This is a genomic window from Polynucleobacter ibericus (genome assembly GCF_018687955.1).
GTDB lineage: Bacteria > Pseudomonadota > Gammaproteobacteria > Burkholderiales > Burkholderiaceae > Polynucleobacter > Polynucleobacter ibericus.
Window position 1 is genome coordinate 1,650,567 of sequence record NZ_CP061309.1, and the last position, 20,325, is coordinate 1,670,891.

The window sequence follows — 20,325 nt, forward strand, 5'->3', positions numbered from 1 at the left end:
CCGAAATTACTTCTGTACAACAGCCATGATGTCGTCTTCACGCATCACGATGAGTTCTTCGCTGTCAACTTTGACCGTTTGACCTGCATATTTACCAAACAACACACGGTCGCCTACTTTGACGTCAGGTGCGTTTAATTTGCCACTGTCATCGCGCTTGCCTGGGCCTACTGCCAATACTTCACCTTGATCCGGTTTTTCTGCAGCAGCGTCAGGAATGATGATTCCGGAAGCAGTTTTTGATTCTTGATCTAAACGCTTGATGATTACGCGATCATGTAAGGGACGCAAATTCATCTCTTCTCCTATGTTAGTAAGTGTTAACTATTTAAATAAACTATAAAAAACAATGCTTTACAGCCTCATTACCCGCGAAATAAAGGTAATTTACTGATAAATAACCTTTTTAGCACTCGCGTGTAGAGAGTGCTGATTATATAGGTCTAATTCCCGAGATTTCAAGGGTGGATCGCCATAAATTCTTTAAGGATTTAGCCTCTTTTTATAATGGGGACAGGTTGGTAGGACTGTTCCTACAGATAAATCAACCCAAAGCCCTTACCGCTCCAATCCGTCCTGCCTAGACTGGACAGTCACTGATTGGAGAATGCTGATGAGCCCGAAATCCCGGCTGTACACGCTTGTAAAGGCATGGAAGAACAAACCCTTCCAAGAAGTACGTGACGCCTGTGGCGACCCCTGGCTTGGCCTTAGTAGCCAAGCCCTAGAAGAACACCAATCTTGGTCCAAGCGACAAGCGATTAGTCATGAACCAATTTTTAACTGCAAGGGCACAAAACTGACAGGATCTTTATTTAGACCGCTACTGACAGCAACTGATATGCAATTACTTCGTCTTTTCATGGAAGGCTTAGACACAATTGCCTATTGGTATCGTAGCGGTCGCTTTATCCCTGGAATCCTGCCAGTACCCAGCCACGCCATAGCCTCTGGTAGCTATGTAGACGCGATGACTGAATTAATTTTGAACTCACGTCTACCAGTGGGTCTAGTGACTATTGGAATTTCATCTATCCCTGAATCTGATGCCACCGGTGCATTCAAAGAGGGTTTGCTGCGTTTGCGACGTCTTGGTGTCTTGCTTCATTTCCTGAAATTTTCTGGCAGCATCGAGGAATTGCATTGGGTAACAGAGATGCAGTTAGAAGGTGTTCATATTGATATGGGTAAGATTCGTGAACGTCAACTGGCGAGCGACGTGCTCTCTCAACTAAGGCAATCAACTTACTCACCAACACAAATTTATGCCAGCAATATTGGACTGGTAAAAGATTTAGAGCGTGCTTCTAAGCTAATAGCAGATCACTCTTACGGCAGCATCATGATGTCTCCCGTAAGTCGCCATCAAATGCTACAGATTGACGATAGCCGAATCGCAAAAGCCATTTTTTCGCTGCACCCTCATCCACACCCAAACCAAAACGGAGACAAGTAATGAGAAAACGCGTGATGTTAGTAGATGACCATCCAGCAATGCTGATGGCTCTTAAAAGTATGTTGCAAGACCAGTTGTTATTTGAAATTGCAGGGCAAGCTCAGAATGGTGAAGAGTGCCTCAGATCCATGAAAGAGGTAAATCCCAATATGGTTATTCTAGATCTAGATATGCCCAAAACAGATGGGTTTGATGTTATTCGTCGTATTGGCTTGATGTATCCCGATGTACGAATGCTAGTCCTTTCTAGCATGGACGAAGCAGTCTATGGTGGAAGGGTTCGATCATTAGGTGGACATGGGTTCGTCAATAAAACCGCAGGTGCTGATGTCATTCTGGCTGCCTGTGTTGCGATCTCTCAGGGTTACAACTTTTTTACCCATGGAAAAAATGGTAATAGCTCATTGAGCGATAACGATAAGTTGGCACTGATATCCGATCGCGAGCTTCAAGTCATGAAATACCTCGGAAAAGGTAATACCAATCAACAGATATCTGACATGTTGCATATCAGCAATAAAACAGTAGCCACATACAAAACCAGAGTCTTCGACAAACTAGGCATAAATAATATTGCTGACCTGATTTTGTTCTGCCGCATGAATAACATTATCGAGAGCTAACAGCGTGCGTCGATCCATCACCCGTATTGCCTTCTTCACATTACTAAATGGATTATTAGGCAATTCATATGCAAATTTACTCGGCTCTGCAGAGCAGAGGTGGATCGATGCGCATCCTGTAGTACGTTTTAGCATTCATGAGAAGTACGCGCCCTATTTAGAAACTAATGAACGCGGTGAATCTGGGGTCTTTCACAGCCTACTAAGCAAACTCAGTCGTTACACCAAACAAGAATATCTACCGAAGTGGCGCAAAAGCGATCAAGAAGGACTCCAACAGCTTGCCAATGGAGAGGTGGATTTCATCATTGATCCACCCACATTAAGTGATGATTATCTCAAGTTTGGCTCCCTTTCAGAGGCAATCTTTTGGGGTCACGACGCTATTGTTACAAAGCGCCCAAAGAATGATGCGCCCATTAAACCAAGCAATATCGCGTACTTTGATCGTGGCTTTGAAAATCCCCCAATCCCAACCAATTCCATGGGAGATATTTCCAGCTCTGCAGAGAGATTAGTTGTCGCTCTTCTTAAAAACGATATTGAAGCAGTCGTATTGCCAATTAGGCTAGCGCAGCAACTCATTCATAAATTCAATGGCGATCAACTACAGGTTGATGGCTTATACAGCCGGGAGCCATTTGAATACCGTTGGTTTGTCCCGCATCAGCACGAGGCTTTACATGGCGTACTAGGGCGCTTTCTGAATAACTTAGATCCAGTTGCATCCCGCCAACTTTTTAAACTTAATATATCTACACTTGAGACGGGCCATACTGCCCCGTCAAAATCGATGCCTTGGTTCACCGCTTTAGGAATTCTGCTAATAGGCTCTTTCCTAATCTGGCGCATGTATCAAAAACAATCTATGCAAAAAGAAGAGGCTCAACAACTAATGTCATCCAAAGAGCGGGCTGAAAATGCAAACGCAGCGAAGTCCGCCTTTCTTGCAACCATGAGCCACGAAATTCGTACGCCTATGAATGCAATTTTAGGGGTACAGGAATTATTACTGAACAGCCCCCTCCCAAAAAATGAAAAGACTCTGCTGAAGAGTGCTCATTCATCAGCAGAATGTTTATTGGGGATCTTGAATCAAGTATTAGATCTTTCGAAAATTGAAGCGGGAAAGCTCACTCTGAATATTGAACCTTGCAACCTGAATGCCTTGATTGATGATATTGATTCGACATTCTCAACAGTTGCCCAAAGGCAAGGTCTAAAACTTCACACTTCTAAAGATCCGCGCGTTGCAGAGGTTTTACTGCTAGATTCACTACGCTTACGTCAAATACTACAAAATCTCATTAGCAATGCGATTAAATTCACCAACCATGGTGAAATCTATTTCTCCATCAGCGTATTGGCAGATGATCATGCTGGTCAGCTCATTGAATTTAGAGTAATTGATACAGGCATTGGCATGGGACAAGAGGAGATCGAAATTGCACTGCAAGCCTTTGAACAAATACCTGGAAATGCCGAACAACCAAATGGGACGGGTCTTGGCTTAACCATCAGCAACCACTTAGTCACCTCCATGAATGGTCAGCTCCTCTTTGAGAGTGCACCTGGCTTTGGTAGCAATATCCATTTTTGTCTTGCTTTTCCACGTACCAGTATTGCAGCGACCAGATCCCCCATGCCAAATAGCACTGGCTGTATCAGGAAGTTAGTCCCTAAGGATATAGAAAGTAATGCACGTCCATTGCAAGCATTGGTTGTGGAAGATCATCCAGCAAGTCGCCAAATAATTTCACTCCAACTCCAGGCGCTAGGCATTGATCCCTCAGTTTGTGATAACGCCATTACCGCACTAGATTTAATTCAGCAAAAGCATTTTGATCTTCTCCTAACAGATCAATCCATTCCCGGCATGCAGGGTTCTGATCTTGCTAAACACTTACGTGATGCAGGATACCAAGATCTCGTCATCATCGGAATTACCGCTGATATTTATGCGCTAGAGTCTCGTCATCAGTTCTTAGCTGCCGGCATGAACGGCGTCCTCATAAAACCTTTAAGTCTAATGACCTTAGAAAATGAACTCTCACGTTATTTTAAAACTGAGGAAATTAGTAACAGAGTATTACCCGCCAAGAATCAGGAAGAATATTCCTTTGATGCCTTTCAAAATCTGCTACGGAAAAGTCCAGAGTACATTTTGATCATTCTGGAAGAAATTAAACAAGTTCATGATGAGGTCCTATTTGCGCTCAAGAATAAGGATTTAGATAAGACTTGCTTTAAGCGTATGGTTCATAAAGTAAAGGGTGGCGCGCAACTCCTGAGCGCCACAAAATTTGTTGAATCCTGCGAAGCTCTTGAGCAGGAAGGAAATTTAGTTGAGCAAGCCACTACCCTCACCCGATTATTAGAAGATCAAAATCAAGTTATCAATCACTATCAATCTAGATATTCAGAGCACTAGGTAATCACTTTGAGCAATGTGGGTTTATCCTATGGGTAATGCGCCTCCATTTAATTTGCCAGTCCGCCTTTGCTGCAGCCTTCCTTTGGCTTCCTAGTTCGCTAGTCCTTGCCAATGAGACGCCGCCCTTGGCTATTCCCCAAGTTGTATTTAGTAGTCTAGAGCGCAATCAAATTCCAAAAGATGCAGTGAGTATTTCGGTTACAGAGATCGAACCTGGACGACCTGGTAAGCATCTAGCAAAAAAGATTCTAGATTGGCGGTCTAACGATCCAATGAACCCCGCCTCAACTATGAAGTTATTTACTACGCTTACAGGCTTAGATATTTTGGGGCCGCAATATCGTTGGCGTACAAATGTCTATAGCGATGGTGTAATTCGTCAGGGAGTATTGAAGGGCAATCTGTATTTGCAAGGCACAGGCGATCCCAAACTTGTTCCTGAAGAGTTAGCCAAGATGATGAAAGAGCTTCAAGGCCTAGGCATTCAGAAGATTGATGGCAATTTATTCTTTGATCGTAGCGCTTATGCGCCAACTGTCATGGAGCACAACACGATTGATGGCGAGTCTTTACGTGCCTATAACGTTCCACCAGATCCGCTGCTTTATGCATTTAGAACACTCTCATTTCAGATTGGAAAATCTAAAACAGCAGACTTTATCGATATTAGCTATACGCCAGCACTGTCACAACTCAAGGTATCCAATCAAATGCAGTTGGTTGATCGCCCGTGTGATAACTGGAAAAGTGATATTCGCTTTAATTTAGATCCAGAAGGCATTAGCAACACCGATCAGCCCCTAACCGCTCAGTTCTCTGGAGCATTTCCCGGATCATGTAGGGGTGTGAACTTTAACGTTGTTGCTCTTGATGCCAATACCTTCCTTACTCAAGGCTTTGCTGCTGCATGGGAACGAGCTGGTGGGACTTGGGTCCAAGCTCCAGTTGGCAAAAACGGAAGTGTGCCACTAGCAGCACGATTACTTCTGCAGTTTGAGGGCATTGCACTAGCGGATGATGTATTGGATATCAATAAATACTCGAATAACGTGATGGCTCGCCAACTGCTATTAACTTTAGCTTTGGAGAAAATGGGAAAACCTGCTACGACCGCTAATGGTGAGCTTGTTATGCAAAGTTGGCTCAAACAAAATGGCCTGGACTTTCAGGGTCTAGTTATTGAGAATGGCTCTGGTCTGTCGCGCAATGAAGCTATCTCTGCTAGTCAGATGAATCAACTCTTGTTGACTGCACGTAATTTACCCGTAGGCGATATTTTTTATAACAGTCTTCCGATTGCCGGTACTGATGGCACTATGCGTAACCGCCTTATGGGTCAGTTACGTAAGTTTTTGCATCTCAAGAAAAAGCCTGAGGCCCGAATCAAAACGGGCTCACTTGTGGATGTACGTGCAATCTCGGGTTACGTCTTGAGTAAGTCCGGCAAAATGTATGCAGTAACTTCATTCATTAACCACCCTAATGCATGGAGAGGTTTAGAAGCGCACGATCAGTTACTAGCGTGGCTGCTTGAAGATGGTCCGGAACCAAAACACGCACGCTGAAGACGATCTCTAACGCCATCCCAATTTTCGCCTGCTGGTGGCTCAGGGAACAAAATCAAGTCCCACCCCTGCTGATCCAAGTCACGCAGAGTGCGATATAGACGACTAGCAAAGGTATTTGGGTCGCTAGAAACAATGATTTCTTCTGCATCGATTGATGGGTGATCCTCCAAAACCAAAGAAGATTCAGAATCCCAAACTACAACCGCAACTTGTGACTTTGTATCAGGATATTCACTCAAAGCATCCAATACGCGGCCAGAAGCATATAGACGCAAAGGGGTTGTAGGTGCGTAATGAGCTTTAAGACTTCCAGAGACTCTAGGCAGATCTTCCTTTGCTCCATGGCCTTCTAAGTTATCCTGTAATTCACCAACTTGATATACCTTTACTCCTGTCCTTGCAAAGATCTCACTTGGAGTAATCGCGCCAGGCCTCAGAAGGACTGCTTTATCGCCTGAGGATAAGTCAATGATGGTTGACTCGATGCCAACCTCACAATCACCGCCATCCAAGACCATCAAATCCAGCATACCTTCAAATTCACTTCGGACATCTGCAGCGCTGGTAGGCGATACCTTACCAAAACGATTAGCCGAGGGAGCTACAACACCACCTTTAAATTTACGCAATAGTTCTTGAGCAATTGGATGAGCGGGAGCCCGAATTGCCACCGTGTCTTGACCACCAGTCAGCTCATTTAAAACATTTTTATCTTTTTTAAAGACCAACGTTAATGGCCCAGGCCAAAAAGCATTAATTAACCTTAAGGCTTCTTCAGATAAATCCCTTGCCCATGGTGCCAGGAGCGCAACCCAATCAATTTGGGCTTGATCAAATTTATCTGGTGCAGCTAGATGGACGATCAAGGGATGATTTGAGGGGCGACCCTTGGTGGTGAAAATTTTCTTGATGGCCTCAGGATTTTTAGCATCTGCACCCAAGCCATAAACCGTCTCCGTGGGGAATGCAACCAATCCACCATCACGCAAGGTTTGTACTGCTTCATTGATCACTGCAGAAGATTGCAGTGGGGTACTGTCTGCGGACATTTCTAGGGCTCGATCCCTAATTCAGTAGCAACGGCTGCGCAATTTTGGCGAGCCTCATTAAGTGCTTCGCCCAGACAATTGATATGCCCCATTTTTCTACCAATGCGTGGCTCAGATTTTCCATATAGATGTAGCTTTGCATCAGGATGAGCAAGAACTTTATTCCATGCAGGTTCACGGGCTTTATCTTCGCTGCCTTCAAACCAGAGATCGCCTAATAAATTGAGCATCGATACAGGCGCAAGCAGGCGCGTATCACCCAAAGGCAACCTTGCCATTGCTCTTACTTGTTGCTCAAACTGACTGCTGACACAAGCATCCATGGTGTAGTGACCAGAGTTGTGTGGACGTGGTGCAATTTCATTAGCAACAATATCACCACTCTTCAGAACAAAGAATTCAACACAAAGAACGCCAACATAATCAATCTTCCGAATCAGCGCTTTAGCTGCATCAATAATTTTCTTCTCTTGGGCAGGCTTTAATGATGGAGCTGGAACAGTAGAGGTATGCAAAATACCATCGCGATGAATATTTTGAGAAACGGGGTAAGCCACCACCGCATCATCATATCCACGAACAACAAGTGCTGATACTTCAAAATCTAACTCCATGCGTTTTTCAAGGACGCAAGGAACTTTACTTAGTTCCGCCCAAGCCGCTGGTAAATCAGCAACCGTGTAAACGGTAATTTGACCTTTACCGTCATAACCCATACGGGCAGTCTTTAGAATTCCAGGGAATAAATCTGTTGGAAGATGAGCAATATCAGCATCATGCTCCAGGACTGCATAGGGAGCTGGGCCAATGTTCGTCTCAGTTTTCCAGGTTGCCAGAAATTTTTTCTCAGCTACCCGATTCTGCGCTAAAGAAACGCAACTACTACGTGGTGCGACAAAGACACCTAAAGCCTCTAACTCATCAAGCGCTTGCGCGGAAACATTTTCAAATTCAGTACTGACAGATGTGCACAAAGCAGCCATCTCTTTTAAAGCAGCACTATCAGTGTATTCGGCTTGAATAAATTTTTCGGCAATAGAGCCTGCAGGACTATCCGAGCCTGGATCAAGTACGCAAACTTTATACCCCATCGCTTGAGCAGCCTGAGTAAACATCCGACCTAGTTGACCGCCACCTAATATTCCTAAATATGAACCCGGTAAGATGGGTTCCATGCGATCTGCCATGTAATTAATATCCCGGCAAATTCATTGAACGTGCGGTATCAGACTGCTTCGCACGGAAATCTTCTAAACGCTTCGCTAAATCAGCGTCATGTAATGCTAAACCAGCAATGACATGCAAAGCGGCATTGGCTGCACCAGCCTCACCAATTGCAAAAGTGGCAACTGGAATGCCTTTAGGCATTTGCACAATAGAGTAAAGAGAATCTTCGCCACGCAAATACTTGCTGGCAACAGGAACGCCATACACTGGAACAATAGTCTTGGACGCCAACATACCTGGCAAATGGGCTGCGCCACCTGCGCCAGCAATAATGGCTTGCAAACCATTGATTTGTGCTTTTTCAGCGTACTGAAACATGTCATCTGGCATGCGGTGTGCGGAGAGTACTTTGGCTTCGTGAGCAATACCAAATTGCTCGAGCATTTGAGCGGCATGCTGCATGGTGTCCCAATCTGAATTGGATCCCATGACTATTCCGACGATTGGCTTCTTGCTCATTTACCTCTCCAAATACTTTTAATATTCTCTAAGGACTCTATTATCCCTGAGTTAGGCGTGTCAGTGCTTCGCGATATTTTTGGGCAGTTTTTTCAATCACATCAGCTGGTAATTGTGGTGCAGGGGCTGTTTTAGGCCATAGCTTCCCGTTTACCTCGGCCGTTTCAAGCCAATCACGGACAAACTGCTTGTCGTAGGAAGGTGGATTTGAGCCTACATAATAGGTCTCTGCCGGCCAGAAGCGAGAAGAGTCTGCTGTGAGGATCTCATCCATCAACACCAATTGCCCATTAGCGTCTAAACCAAATTCAAATTTAGTATCGGCAATGATGATCCCACGAGTGGCTGCATATTCTGAAGCTTCTTTATATAAACGAATACTCACTTCGCGGATTTGATTGGCTAACTTTTCACCAATCATTTCAATTACTTTTTCAAAAGAGATATTTTCGTCATGCTCACCCATTTCAGCCTTGGCAGCAGGTGTAAAAATAGGCTCTGGTAATTTTTGTGCATTCTCTAGACCTTCCGGCAGAGCAATGCCGCACACCTTGCCAGTTTCTTTGTAGTCTTTCCAACCGCTACCAGCCAGATAGCCGCGCACTACCGCCTCAACTAATATTGGCTTCAAGCGCTTAGCTACTACAGCACGTCCTTTTACTTGATCCACCTCATCGGGAGTTACTACCGAAGCAGGATCAATACCAGTTAGATGATTAGGAATGACAGATGCCAATTTATCAAACCAAAAATTTGCCATTTGATTTAAGACAATGCCTTTTTCAGGAATGGGCTCGCCCATCACCACATCAAATGCAGAGAGGCGGTCAGTCGTAATCATGAGTAACTTGTCGTCATCTAAAGCATAGACATCGCGTACCTTGCCTTTAGATAGTAAAGGCAAAGACTTAATCGAGGTAGCGTACAAAGCAGGCATAGTTAAATCACTTCACAATTTGAGTTAATTTGCCGCTCTTATATAACTCAGCCATCTTCTCTAAAGAAATGGGCTTAATTTTGGAGGCTTGACCAGCAGAGCCAAAAGCTTGGAAGCGGGCAATACATACTTTCTTAGCGGCCTCACGGGCTGGCTTCAAGTAATCCCGGGGATCAAACTTGGTTGGATTCTCAATAAAGTAACGACGGATCGCACCAGTCATTGCTAAACGGATATCGGTATCGATATTGATCTTACGTACACCATTCTTGATGCCCTCTTGAATTTCTTCAACAGGAACACCGTAAGTCTCTTTCATATCCCCACCGAATTCACGAATCTCGGCAAGCAATTCTTGAGGAACACTAGAGGAGCCATGCATCACCAAGTGAGTATTTGGAATGCGCGCATGGATTTCTTTAATACGATCGATGGCTAGGATGTCGCCTGTAGGCTTCTTCGTAAATTTATATGCGCCATGGCTGGTACCAATTGCAATCGCCAGTGCATCGCACTGAGTTGCCTTGACAAAATCAGCCGCTTGTTCCACGTCAGTCAATAATTGTTCGCGAGTCATTTTGCCATCAGCACCATGACCATCCTCTTTGTCGCCCTGCATAGTCTCAAGTGAGCCCAATACACCTAACTCAGCTTCAACCGTAACTCCAATGGAGTGGGAGAACTTTACCACCTCTTTGGATACGTCTACGTTGTACTCATAGCTAGCAACCGATTTACCATCAGCCTCCAAGGAACCATCCATCATCACACTGGTAAAACCACTCTTAATCGCAGCCATACAAACAGCTGGGCTTTGACCATGATCTTGATGCATCACTACCGGAATGTGTGGATAAGCCTCAACTGCAGCAGAAATCAGGTGGCGTAAGAACGCTTCGCCAGCATACTTACGCGCGCCAGCAGAAGCCTGCATGATTACTGGAGAATCCGCCTCGTTTGCCGCTTCCATAATTGCTGTGACTTGCTCTAAGTTATTCACGTTAAATGCTGGCAGGCCGTAACCATTTTCAGCAGCATGATCCAAGAGTTGTCTTAAAGATACTAAAGCCATGATGTTCTCTTAATAAATAGTAATAAGGTTAAAAATAGATCTGAGTTCATAGTGAATTACTTCACATGAATAATCTTGAGGGTATTCGTTCCACCAGGCTCACCCATTGGCTCCCCAGAAGTCAATACCACTGTATCGCCAGCCTTGACTGCGCCTACTTTTTTCAAACATGCCTCAACCTCTTGAAGTGCAGTATCGCGATCTTTGGTGTAATCCAAGCCGATCGGAGTGACATTACGATAGGTACTCAGGGCACGCTGGGTGGCAAGCTTTGAAGTCAAAGCAAAAATGGGAACGTGAATATTGTGACGGCTCATCCAAATTGCAGTAGAGCCCGAATCTGTTAGAGCTGCAATCGCATTGGCATGCAAGTGATGGGCTGTAAATAAAGCCCCTAAAGCAATCGTTTGATCAATACGCGCAAATGTTTGATCCAGAAAATCGGTATCCAATTTCACGGGGTCTGACTTTTCTGCTTCAACGCAGATCTCCGCCATGGCTTTGATAGTCTGAACCGGATACATACCCGCAGCAGACTCAGCAGATAACATGACAGCGTCGGTACCATCCAATACCGCATTAGCAACGTCACTGACTTCTGCGCGTGTTGGAACTGGAGCATTGATCATGGACTCCATCATTTGCGTGGCGGTAATCGTAAATTTATCCGCCTCACGTGCCCACTTAATCATGCGTTTTTGTAAAGCAGGAACAGCTGCGTTGCCAACTTCGATCGCAAGGTCTCCGCGTGCAACCATAATGCCGTCGCTCTCAGCAATAATGCTTTTGAGTGCTTCTGACTCAATCGCCTCAGCACGCTCTACCTTAGCAATCGTTCTCACTTTTCCTACGCCATATTTCGCGCTAGCGGCATCAGCCAACTTACGGGCATAAGCCATGTCGGCACCATCTTTAGGAAAACTAATTGCCAAAAAATCGACGCCCATGGCAATCGCCGCATCTAAGTCTGCAATATCTTTTTCAGTCAGTGCGGGAGCAGTTAAACCGCCGCCAGCACGATTGATGCCTTTGTTGTTGGATAGAGGTCCGCCTTGCTCAACGATGGTGAAAATCTCACCACCCTTAACGCTATCTACCGTGAGAACAACTAAACCATCGTTTAACAGAAGGCGATCACCGGGGTTCACATCACCTGGCAGCTCTTTGTAATCAAGGCCTACTTTGGCTTGATCTCCAAGTTCACAAGCTACATCCAAGGTAAATTTATCCCCTTCCTTAAGAAGAATTTTGCTATCCACAAATTTACCAACCCGAATTTTAGGGCCTTGTAAGTCAGCCATGATGCCAACCTCTTTACCAGCTTCAGCGGAGATAGTGCGCACCAAATCATGACGCGCTTTATGGTCGGCAACAGTGCCGTGTGAGAAGTTCATTCGCACCACATCCACGCCAGCACGAATCATGTCACGCAAGACTTCAGGCTTTTCAGAGGCTGGCCCTAAGGTTGCAATGATCTTTGTTGCTCTCAACATATTTAGTCTTTCGCTCTTTCAGCAAGTACTGCAAAGGCTGGCAAAGTTTTGCCTTCTAAGAATTCTAAGAAGGCGCCACCGCCAGTAGAGATGTAATCCACTTGATTCTCAATGCCGTACTTGGCAATCGCCGCCAAAGTATCGCCACCGCCAGCAATTGAAAATGCCGGTGAGTGCGCAATAGCTGCAGCTAGCATTTTGGTGCCACCACCAAATTGATCGATTTCAAATACGCCCAATGGGCCGTTCCAAACAATCGTGCCAGCATGAGCGAGCATGATTGATAAACGCGCAGCGGTCTTCGGGCCAATATCCAAAATCATGTCATCTTCTGCAACCTGATCTGCAGGTACGCGGTTTGCGCGGGCTAATGGAGATAAGTCATTCGCGACAACAACGTCTTCTGGAATGGGTACATGAGCGCCACGCTTTTCCATGATCTCCATAATTTCTCTAGCCTCATCAACCAAATCAGGCTCAGCCAACGATTTACCAATTGGCAAACCTTTGGCTAACATGAAGGTGTTAGCAATGCCGCCACCAACAATGAGTTCGTCTACTTTTTCAGAAAGCGCCTTCAGAATCGTCAACTTCGATGACACTTTAGAGCCCGCAACAATGGCCACCAAAGGGCGTTTAGGACTTGCTAATGCACGACTCAGCGCATCCAATTCAGCAGCCATCAAAGGTCCAGCACATGCAACAGGCGCAAATTTTGCTACTCCATGAGTAGTTGCTTCAGCACGATGTGCTGTTCCAAATGCATCGTTGACATACACATCACACAAAGCAGCAATCTTTTTTGCTAACTCATCATTATTCTTTTTTTCACCCACATTCAGGCGACAGTTTTCCAGTAATACCAACTCGCCTGGATTGACTTCAAAGCCGCCATTAACCCAATTGCTAATTAAAGGAACCTTACGGTTTAATAAATTGGCAATCCGATCTGCTACCGGCGCCAAACTATATTCAGGTTTAAATTCCCCTTCTGTTGGACGCCCTAAATGGGAAGTCACCATCACAGCAGCCCCTGCATCCAAACACATCTGCACCGCCGGCATAGATGCCCGGATGCGAGTGTCTTCAGTAATGTTTCCAGCCTCATCTTGTGGAACATTCAGGTCGGCGCGAATAAACACCCGCTTACCCTTTAATTGACCTGATTGGGCTAATTCGCTTAGACGCTTAACTTGAAATAAGGATTCCGGCATGAGTTTGGGTAAATTAGTGGTTTATGGGGAATATTCCATTCTAAATGCTCTAGCCTATCCGCCCGAGGTTCTGAGCCGACAGACTGGTCTGCCTGCTCTACAATAAGGACTTAAATACTTTCTGGGCCGAGGGAGTATGTCCTGTCAGCCCAGTAACCTGCTAAAACCGCTTTTAAAGATACTTAACAGACACAAAAGGTAGAAAAAATGTCGATGTCCGACCGCGATGGCTTTATTTGGACTGATGGGAAGCTAATTCCTTGGCGTGAAGCCAATGTTCACGTGTTAACGCATAGCCTACATTATGGAATGGGCGTTTTTGAGGGCATCCGAGCCTATAAAACACCTCAGGGAACGGCCGTTTTCCGCCTCCCAGAGCACGTAAAGCGCCTCTTTAACGGCACCAAGATCTTCCAAATGAACATGCCCTTCACCCCAGAAGAGATCAGCAAGGGCATTATTGACGTGGTAAACAGCAATAAGCTGGAAGCCTGCTATATCCGCCCAATTATCTTTATTGGCTCCCAAAAGCTTGGGATATCCCCTAAGGGCAACAGTATTCATACCTCAATTGCAGCCTGGGAATGGGGTGCCTATTTGGGCGAAGATGGCTTAAATAAGGGCATTCGGGTTAAAACCTCCTCATTTACACGCCACTTTGTAAATTCCTCGTTAGTGCGTGCCAAGGCCTCTGGCTACTACATCAACTCCATTTTGGCTAATCAAGAAGTAACCGCCAATGGATATGACGAAGCTTTATTGCTCGATACCGAAGGCTATGTTTCTGAAGGCTCTGGCGAAAATCTATTTATGGTTCGCAATGGGATTGTGTATACACCAGACCTTGCTTCATGCTTAGATGGCATCACACGTGATTCTGTAATTCAGATTGCTAAAGACCTCGGTTATGAAGTTCGTGAAAAACGCATTACTCGCGACGAAGTTTATTCTGCTGATGAAGCATTCTTTACCGGCACAGCTGCTGAAGTTACTCCAATTCGGGAGTTGGACGATCGCACGATTGGTGATGGCAAGCGCGGACCAATCACCGAGAAAATTCAGAAGACCTATTTCGATGCGGTGTATGGCAGAAATGATCAGTACAAATCTTGGCTCACTTACGTTAAGTAATTTGCAATTAGGAAACAGCACATGACTCAAGCTCAAGTGGTAATGGTAGATGGTAAAGATTTACCTCTACATTGCCCTACCAACAAAACTCCCGCATGGAATTCGCACCCGCGCGTTTTTCTAGATATCACTAAAACCGGCGAAGCCAAGTGCCCTTACTGTGGCGCAGAGTACAAACTCATTCCCGGCACAGAGCCGCACGGTCACTAAGTCTTATCAGCACCTCACCATGAGGTGCTGAATCGGGATACATTACATGCACAGTATTCTGATCATTGCCCCAAACTGGATTGGGGATGCGGTAATGACTCAGCCTTTATTGGCAAACCTCAAAGAGCAATTTCCAGAATCTAAAATCGATGTACTTGCCAGCACTTGGGTGGCGCCCATTTATAGAGCCTGCTCAGAAATTCACGAAGTCATCGAAGCAAAGTTTGAGCATAAGCAATTGCAGTGGGGTTTGCGAAAAAAGCTTGCTAAAGAACTTTCGACTAAAAAATATCAAGCCTGTTTTATATTGCCCAATAGTTTTAAGTCTGCACTCATACCCTGGCTTGCCAATATTCCCTTTCGGATTGGCTATCGCGGCGAGTTACGTTTTGGTTTTATTAACTTAGCGCTAGATAACCCAAGTAAATTTAATCGCCCACCTATGGTCGAGCACTATCTTGCATTAGGTCAACTTCTTAAGGAAGAGTCGGCCTCTGCATCAAATAAAGAACGCATCCCCCAATTAAATGTTTCTAATGCAGCAAACAAGTCTGTTCAGGCTAAGCTACAAAATACCAAGATTGATACCGGCAATATTTACATCATGTGTCCCGGCGCTGAATATGGATCAACCAAGCGCTGGCCAACCAGTCACTTTGCGCAACTGGCACAGCGATTAATTGCCGACAACCCAACTAAGCAAATCATTCTGTTGGGCAGCAAAGGTGATCATGTGCTTGCACAAGAAATTCAATCTAAGGCAAATCAGGATAGTCATATCCATAACTGGTGCGGCGAGACCTCCCTGGACGAAGCAATTGCACTAATTGGCATGAGTAAGGCAGTGATCAGTAATGACTCAGGATTAATGCATATTGCTGCAGCCCTCGCAATTCCTCAGGTGGCTATTTTTGGCTCAAGTGATCCGGCTCACACGCCCCCTCTATCTGACAAAGCAAAGGTCATTTGGCTAAACCTGCCATGTAGCCCATGTCATAAAAGAGCATGCCCTCTAGGTCATCTTAAGTGCTTAAATGACATCCAATCGGAACAAGTATTCGCTACACTGAATACACTCCAGCCTTAACCCAGGAACAGTAAGCCATGACCAAACTTGCCAGACTCTTTCATAATGCAGATGATGTAGTAGAAGCATGGCGAGATGCTCTCAGACATCGCGACGTTCAAAGCGCTCTGGATATTTGGTTAGACGATGATGCTATTACTTGCGTCCTCCCAGAGGGTCATCGCCTAACTGGTCATGCAGAAATTCGGGAAGGCTTAGAAAGACTTCTTTCCAAACAACCTCTATTTTTAGAACCGATTGCCTGCATTAGCCACTCCGTTTTAGGTGCGGCCGTATATGACACCACTGAAGCAGTTCACCTCAGAGCCGACCAAGTAGAGGCAGAATTTTTTCTCAATATCACGCTCGTACTACTGCAAGATAGTCAGGGCTGGCGCATTGCCCACCTGCATGCGAGCCACTCCACAGAAGACACCTTCGACGCCCCCGCAACCCCGCACGGTTTGCATTAATCAATGGATGATCAAGTACTACGGTCACTCGTGAAGTGGCCAAATGTGCCTGATTGCTTTGGTTGGCTTGCTTTAGATCGTCGCGGTCAATGGCGCATGCGAGATGAGTTCACACAAAAAAATAATCTCCCAGGCAATGTGATTCAACATGCAGCCCTCAATGAATTTATTGCACGTAACTATGCCTGCGATGAACTCGGTAGATACTTTTTTCAAAACGGGCCGCAACGTGTTTTTATTACTTTGGATATTACCCCTTGGATAGTCAGAATCACTCCGAGCGACCATGGTCAAAATTTCATGAATCAATGCCATCAACCAATGGAGCCCACCGCCGCGCTTAGCGATGAGAAGGGCAATATTTATATTATCGGCAAGGTAGATCACATTGTTTGTAATAGCAGTAACCATGACAACAATCAATTTATTAAAAGCGATTGTCAAACCATTGCCCTCTTACATGATCACGATCTGGATCATTTTTCTGAGTTAGCTAAGCTGCGCGAGGAAGCATGCAGTTTTGGGGGTTCTTGGGTTTGGCAAGAAAAATCACTACCTTTAGATCCTATTCATTCTGAAGAACTAGCCTCTCGCTTTAACTTCAGAGCAAAACCGCAGCCCTAGCCTGGCATTTGCTTACCCTGCTCCTTGAGCTCATCTTGATACTGACGCTGCATCTCGCGGAGACGCGCATCGATACTAGACCCTTGATAAAAGTCAGCCCCGCCAGCAGAGCGGGCAATGCGAAGTTGCTCAATTGCAGAAGGCCAAGCACCTTCAAGCGCATATTTTTCACCCAGCGCGTAATGACGCATAGGTACATTCTTAGCCTGATCGTAGGCCTTAGAAAGCAAGTTCCACCAAACAATTTCATTTGGCTGAGATCTTGTGCGAGCCTTTAACCAAGAGATGGCTTCATTAGTACGACCTAGTTTTAATTCAGCATTAATCATAGCGGCACCAGCCGCATATGATTGCGGATACGCACGTAAGGTAGCCTGAGCAATTTGAAGAGCTTCTTCGCCCTTACCTTTAGCAAGCGCAAGTTCAGAAGCAGTAACATCCAAAGACAAACTTTGCCTCTGAATTGGCGATCCCGGTGCACTTGCTTTCTGAGCTAAGTTACGGGCTTGCTGTAGGTTAAATTCGGCCTGATCTATTTTCCCTTGGCGCTGTGCAATCAGTGCTAAGCCATAAAAACCTTCCATCTGTTTACCAATTTGTGCTTGCTTACTCAAACTATCAAAGGTATTTTTTAAGTCATACATTCCACTTGAGCTACCTGCCTGCTCCATCCGTGCTCGCGCTTTAATGAAATAAAACTCAACGGAACTTGACACATTACGTGCAGGTACAGTACGCGCCCGATCTTGCATGTCAGCAATACGGTCAGTTGTCAAAGGGTGGGTGCGCACGTAGGTAGGCACACCTTTATCCATAATGCCAGTCGCTTTTTGTAGGCGCTGGAAAAAGCCTGGCGCTCCATTTACGTCGTATCCACTGGCATCCAATATCTGAAAACCGACTCGGTCAGCCTCACGCTCAGCATCTCTTGAATAAGAGAGTTGATTATTAATCGCCGCAGCTTGACCGCCTTGCATCAGACCAGCGCCCGCAGAGGGATTGCGTGAAGCTGCTAAGGCTCCCAAGACAATACCGGCCAATGCAATCATCATATTGGTTGTTTGCTTATCCATCTGACGCGCTAGGTGACGCTGCAATACATGACCAGTCTCATGCCCCATCACTGAAGCCACCTCAGAATCGGATTCAGCGCTCACAATCAGGCCCGTATGAAAGCCAATAAAACCGCCCGGTAATGCAAACGCATTGATACTGCTATCTTTAACGGCAAACACTTCAAAATCATAGGCGCCGCTTCCTTGTTCATTTGCGCCCCCTAATTGCAGCTTACGGGCAGCCTGCAATAAACGACGCTCCATCTGATTTAAAAAGTCATAAAGAGGTAAATCATTGGAATAGTCAGGATCAGGTCGAATTTGACGCATGATCATTTCGCCATACTTACGTTCATCCACTCGACTAAGAGAATCACCGCCTGGATCACCCATATCAGGCAGGATGATTGTTGGCTGGCTACGTAAAGAGCTTCGTGTTGGCGCATTCGCTGGACGAGCATCAGGGGATTGCATGGCTCGACCAATATTTTCGAGAGCAGCAGAATTGCCCTCCACGGAGACATCCCCAATAGGGGGTGCAGCGTGAGCAGGAAATCCAGACCAAGCGAGCCCCAGCATCAGCCAAACGGCCAAGGTGCGGCTTAAAAATGTGGTTTTTGGAACTGACTTTATGTCTTGCATCTCTATATGGTAAAACTTATCCCATGAACAAACTAACTCATTTTGATGCCAGCGGGCAAGCCCACATGGTAAACGTTGGTGATAAGCCTAACACTCATCGCATAGCTATTGCTAGCGGCAAGATCACCATGCTTCCCGATACCTTCAAAATGGTTGAATCCGGTACCCACAAAAAGGGGGATGTCCTAGGTATTGCCCGCATTGCTGGAATTCAAGCCTCCAAGAGAACATCCGATCTAATTCCGCTCTGCCATCCGCTAGCACTCACTCATGTGAGTCTAGAATTCCAGACCAACTCCAAAGACAGCAGCATTACTTGCCAAGTCAGAGCAGAAACCACAGGTCCAACCGGCGTCGAAATGGAAGCCCTCACCGCAGTCCAAGTTGCCCTCCTCACAATCTACGATATGTGTAAAGCTGTTGACCGCGGCATGGTGATGGGTGATGTGAAGCTTCTTGAGAAGAGTGGTGGGAAGAGCGGGGAATGGAAGCAGGGTTAGCAGTCTTTACTTAAGCAAGTAGCTCCACCCACTTACTCGAAAGATTCCGAATGGAATACTTTGGTACGACATCAAGTTGTGCAAGCTTTACTTGATCATGAAACATTGCAGGGTCTTGAATGAGCGATCTAAACTCTTCACTATCAATATCAACATAGTATTTTTTAAAATCTTTATAGCTATCAAGGGCACCGGCAGCCACTGGCAAACCAAGCGCAAGCGCTGTAATTAATCTATTCGAGCTTGCGCCATTCTTCTTTAGATCAGCATTATTGATTGGAATAATACAAGCATCAGCTAATTTTGAAGCATGTACCATAGCCTCTTGAGACCAGATAGCAAGCTGAATTTGAATTTCAGCTTCTGAGATCAATTTAACTTTTGAAAAATATTCTAACCCAACCTGATTGGACAAGATAATTAATCTAATTTGATCTCCAGCCCTAAAGCCTAGCTTGATAAAAGAAATTAAATATTCAATATTAGATGCGTGACCAAACCACAAGAAAGTAATTGGTTTATTCACTGGCTTTATAGTTTGAGGAAGACACTCAATCGCATCTTCTACTAACTCAATTTTTCCAGAATAATATTTAGCCAGGTTTTGCTTCATCATTCGTGAGGACGTTACGACAACATCAACCATGCATAGTACATTTCGGTAAAAGTCTGACATACTTGACTCAAAGCCAAGATGGTGATCCGTATAGTCCAAAAAAATTTTGGCCCCAGATCTTTTTGCATGCTCGATTTGCTCAAGCCACTGAACTTGTCGAGTCTGGATATTATTGCCACCAATTTTGGTAACTACGACCTTATCAGAGAGGTTAACAATAACCTCACCAAAAGTTACATTTTCACCATGTTCAACTAGACCTTTAATTGCAGGGCCAATGCGCAATCTCATACTGGCTAGATTTGAACTAAGAATGGACTCCAAGTCTTGATCGAACGCTTGGAGCAAGAAATGTACGCTAGTCAATTTAATTCCCAAATAAAATTGTATGTATAACTTAAGCTAAGATAATCAGGGGATACAACCCATCATACGGCGTCAATCGGCCAGCCATAAAACAGGGTCGCTACAAAAGA

Annotated in this window: 20 protein-coding genes; 10 read left to right on the top strand and 10 right to left on the bottom strand. The window is 45.2% G+C overall.

The genetic code is table 11. The features are described 5' to 3' along the window. Positions 1-6: 6 nt before the first annotated feature. Complete coding sequence (locus AOC20_RS08360; protein ID WP_072582790.1) at positions 7-297, bottom strand: co-chaperone GroES; 291 nt, start codon at positions 295-297, stop codon at positions 7-9. Positions 298-613: 316 nt separating this feature from the next. On the opposite strand from AOC20_RS08360, the gene AOC20_RS08365 reads away from it, so the two are divergent. Genes AOC20_RS08365 through dacB form a run of 4 tightly spaced genes read left to right on the top strand, consistent with a single transcriptional unit; the run spans position 614 to position 6,078 of the window. Then, positions 614-1,456 carry a diguanylate phosphodiesterase gene (locus AOC20_RS08365; protein WP_215360193.1) on the top strand — a complete coding sequence of 281 codons (843 nt, stop codon included), beginning with the start codon at positions 614-616 and terminating at the stop codon, positions 1,454-1,456. After that, complete coding sequence (locus AOC20_RS08370) at positions 1,456-2,079, top strand: response regulator transcription factor (RefSeq protein WP_215347694.1); 624 nt, start codon at positions 1,456-1,458, stop codon at positions 2,077-2,079. The genes AOC20_RS08365 and AOC20_RS08370 overlap by 1 nt, the downstream gene beginning before the upstream one ends. A gap of 4 nt (positions 2,080-2,083) precedes the next feature. Further along, entirely contained in the window at positions 2,084-4,510 is a 2,427-nt protein-coding gene (locus tag AOC20_RS08375; RefSeq protein ID WP_251373085.1) for an ATP-binding protein, read from the top strand. Between the two features lie 38 nt (positions 4,511-4,548). Then, positions 4,549-6,078, top strand: coding sequence for a D-alanyl-D-alanine carboxypeptidase/D-alanyl-D-alanine endopeptidase (gene dacB / locus AOC20_RS08380; RefSeq protein ID WP_215360195.1), 1,530 nt, complete (start codon positions 4,549-4,551; stop codon positions 6,076-6,078). Here dacB and AOC20_RS08385 read toward each other — a convergent pair. Genes AOC20_RS08385 through AOC20_RS08415 form a run of 7 tightly spaced genes read right to left on the bottom strand, consistent with a single transcriptional unit; the run spans position 6,024 to position 13,532 of the window. Then, a complete protein-coding gene (locus tag AOC20_RS08385) occupies positions 6,024-7,130 on the bottom strand; it encodes an L-threonylcarbamoyladenylate synthase (RefSeq protein WP_215360197.1) in 1,107 nt (368 codons plus the stop codon). The genes dacB and AOC20_RS08385 overlap by 55 nt on opposite strands. A 2-nt stretch (positions 7,131-7,132) precedes the next feature. Further along, entirely contained in the window at positions 7,133-8,317 is a 1,185-nt protein-coding gene (locus AOC20_RS08390) for a 5-(carboxyamino)imidazole ribonucleotide synthase (RefSeq protein ID WP_215360199.1), read from the bottom strand. Positions 8,318-8,321: 4 nt separating this feature from the next. Beyond that, entirely contained in the window at positions 8,322-8,816 is a 495-nt protein-coding gene (purE, locus tag AOC20_RS08395) for a 5-(carboxyamino)imidazole ribonucleotide mutase (protein WP_215360201.1), read from the bottom strand. 40 nt (positions 8,817-8,856) lie between these two features. Then, a complete protein-coding gene (locus tag AOC20_RS08400; protein WP_215360203.1) occupies positions 8,857-9,753 on the bottom strand; it encodes a phosphoribosylaminoimidazolesuccinocarboxamide synthase in 897 nt (298 codons plus the stop codon). 7 nt (positions 9,754-9,760) lie between these two features. Continuing rightward, positions 9,761-10,825 carry a class II fructose-bisphosphate aldolase gene (gene fba / locus AOC20_RS08405; RefSeq protein ID WP_215360205.1) on the bottom strand — a complete coding sequence of 355 codons (1,065 nt, stop codon included), beginning with the start codon at positions 10,823-10,825 and terminating at the stop codon, positions 9,761-9,763. 56 nt (positions 10,826-10,881) lie between these two features. Next, a complete protein-coding gene (gene pyk, locus AOC20_RS08410) occupies positions 10,882-12,318 on the bottom strand; it encodes a pyruvate kinase (protein ID WP_215360207.1) in 1,437 nt (478 codons plus the stop codon). Between the two features lie 2 nt (positions 12,319-12,320). After that, positions 12,321-13,532, bottom strand: coding sequence for a phosphoglycerate kinase (locus tag AOC20_RS08415; RefSeq protein ID WP_215360210.1), 1,212 nt, complete (start codon positions 13,530-13,532; stop codon positions 12,321-12,323). 207 nt (positions 13,533-13,739) lie between these two features. Here AOC20_RS08415 and AOC20_RS08420 point away from each other — a divergent pair, with 207 nt between their 5' ends. The 5 genes from AOC20_RS08420 to AOC20_RS08440 are packed head-to-tail and all read left to right on the top strand — an operon-like array spanning position 13,740 to position 17,036. Beyond that, the gene (locus tag AOC20_RS08420; protein ID WP_215360212.1) at positions 13,740-14,663 is read left to right on the top strand and encodes a branched-chain amino acid transaminase; all 924 of its coding nucleotides are present in this window, start codon (positions 13,740-13,742) and stop codon (positions 14,661-14,663) included. A gap of 21 nt (positions 14,664-14,684) precedes the next feature. Then, positions 14,685-14,873, top strand: coding sequence for a zinc-finger domain-containing protein (locus tag AOC20_RS08425; RefSeq protein ID WP_215360214.1), 189 nt, complete (start codon positions 14,685-14,687; stop codon positions 14,871-14,873). Between the two features lie 46 nt (positions 14,874-14,919). After that, the gene (waaF, locus tag AOC20_RS08430) at positions 14,920-15,960 is read left to right on the top strand and encodes a lipopolysaccharide heptosyltransferase II (RefSeq protein ID WP_215360216.1); all 1,041 of its coding nucleotides are present in this window, start codon (positions 14,920-14,922) and stop codon (positions 15,958-15,960) included. A gap of 17 nt (positions 15,961-15,977) precedes the next feature. Then, positions 15,978-16,412: a nuclear transport factor 2 family protein gene (locus tag AOC20_RS08435; protein WP_215360218.1), complete on the top strand. Its 435-nt coding sequence runs from the start codon at positions 15,978-15,980 to the stop codon at positions 16,410-16,412. A gap of 3 nt (positions 16,413-16,415) precedes the next feature. Beyond that, entirely contained in the window at positions 16,416-17,036 is a 621-nt protein-coding gene (locus AOC20_RS08440; protein WP_215360220.1) for a DUF2946 family protein, read from the top strand. On the opposite strand, the gene AOC20_RS08445 is transcribed toward AOC20_RS08440, so the two are convergent. After that, a complete protein-coding gene (locus AOC20_RS08445) occupies positions 17,033-18,733 on the bottom strand; it encodes a M48 family metalloprotease (RefSeq protein ID WP_215360222.1) in 1,701 nt (566 codons plus the stop codon). The two genes, AOC20_RS08440 and AOC20_RS08445, sit on opposite strands and share 4 nt — an antisense overlap. A gap of 23 nt (positions 18,734-18,756) precedes the next feature. Between AOC20_RS08445 and moaC the strand changes: the two genes are divergently transcribed. Further along, positions 18,757-19,233 (top strand): cyclic pyranopterin monophosphate synthase MoaC, encoded by a 477-nt coding sequence (moaC, locus tag AOC20_RS08450; protein WP_215360224.1) that lies wholly within the window; start codon positions 18,757-18,759, stop codon positions 19,231-19,233. A gap of 10 nt (positions 19,234-19,243) precedes the next feature. Here moaC and AOC20_RS08455 read toward each other — a convergent pair whose 3' ends face one another. Then, positions 19,244-20,140, bottom strand: a complete 897-nt coding sequence (locus AOC20_RS08455; protein WP_215360226.1) for a glycosyltransferase family protein — start codon at positions 20,138-20,140, stop codon at positions 19,244-19,246. Positions 20,141-20,325: the final 185 nt, after the last annotated feature.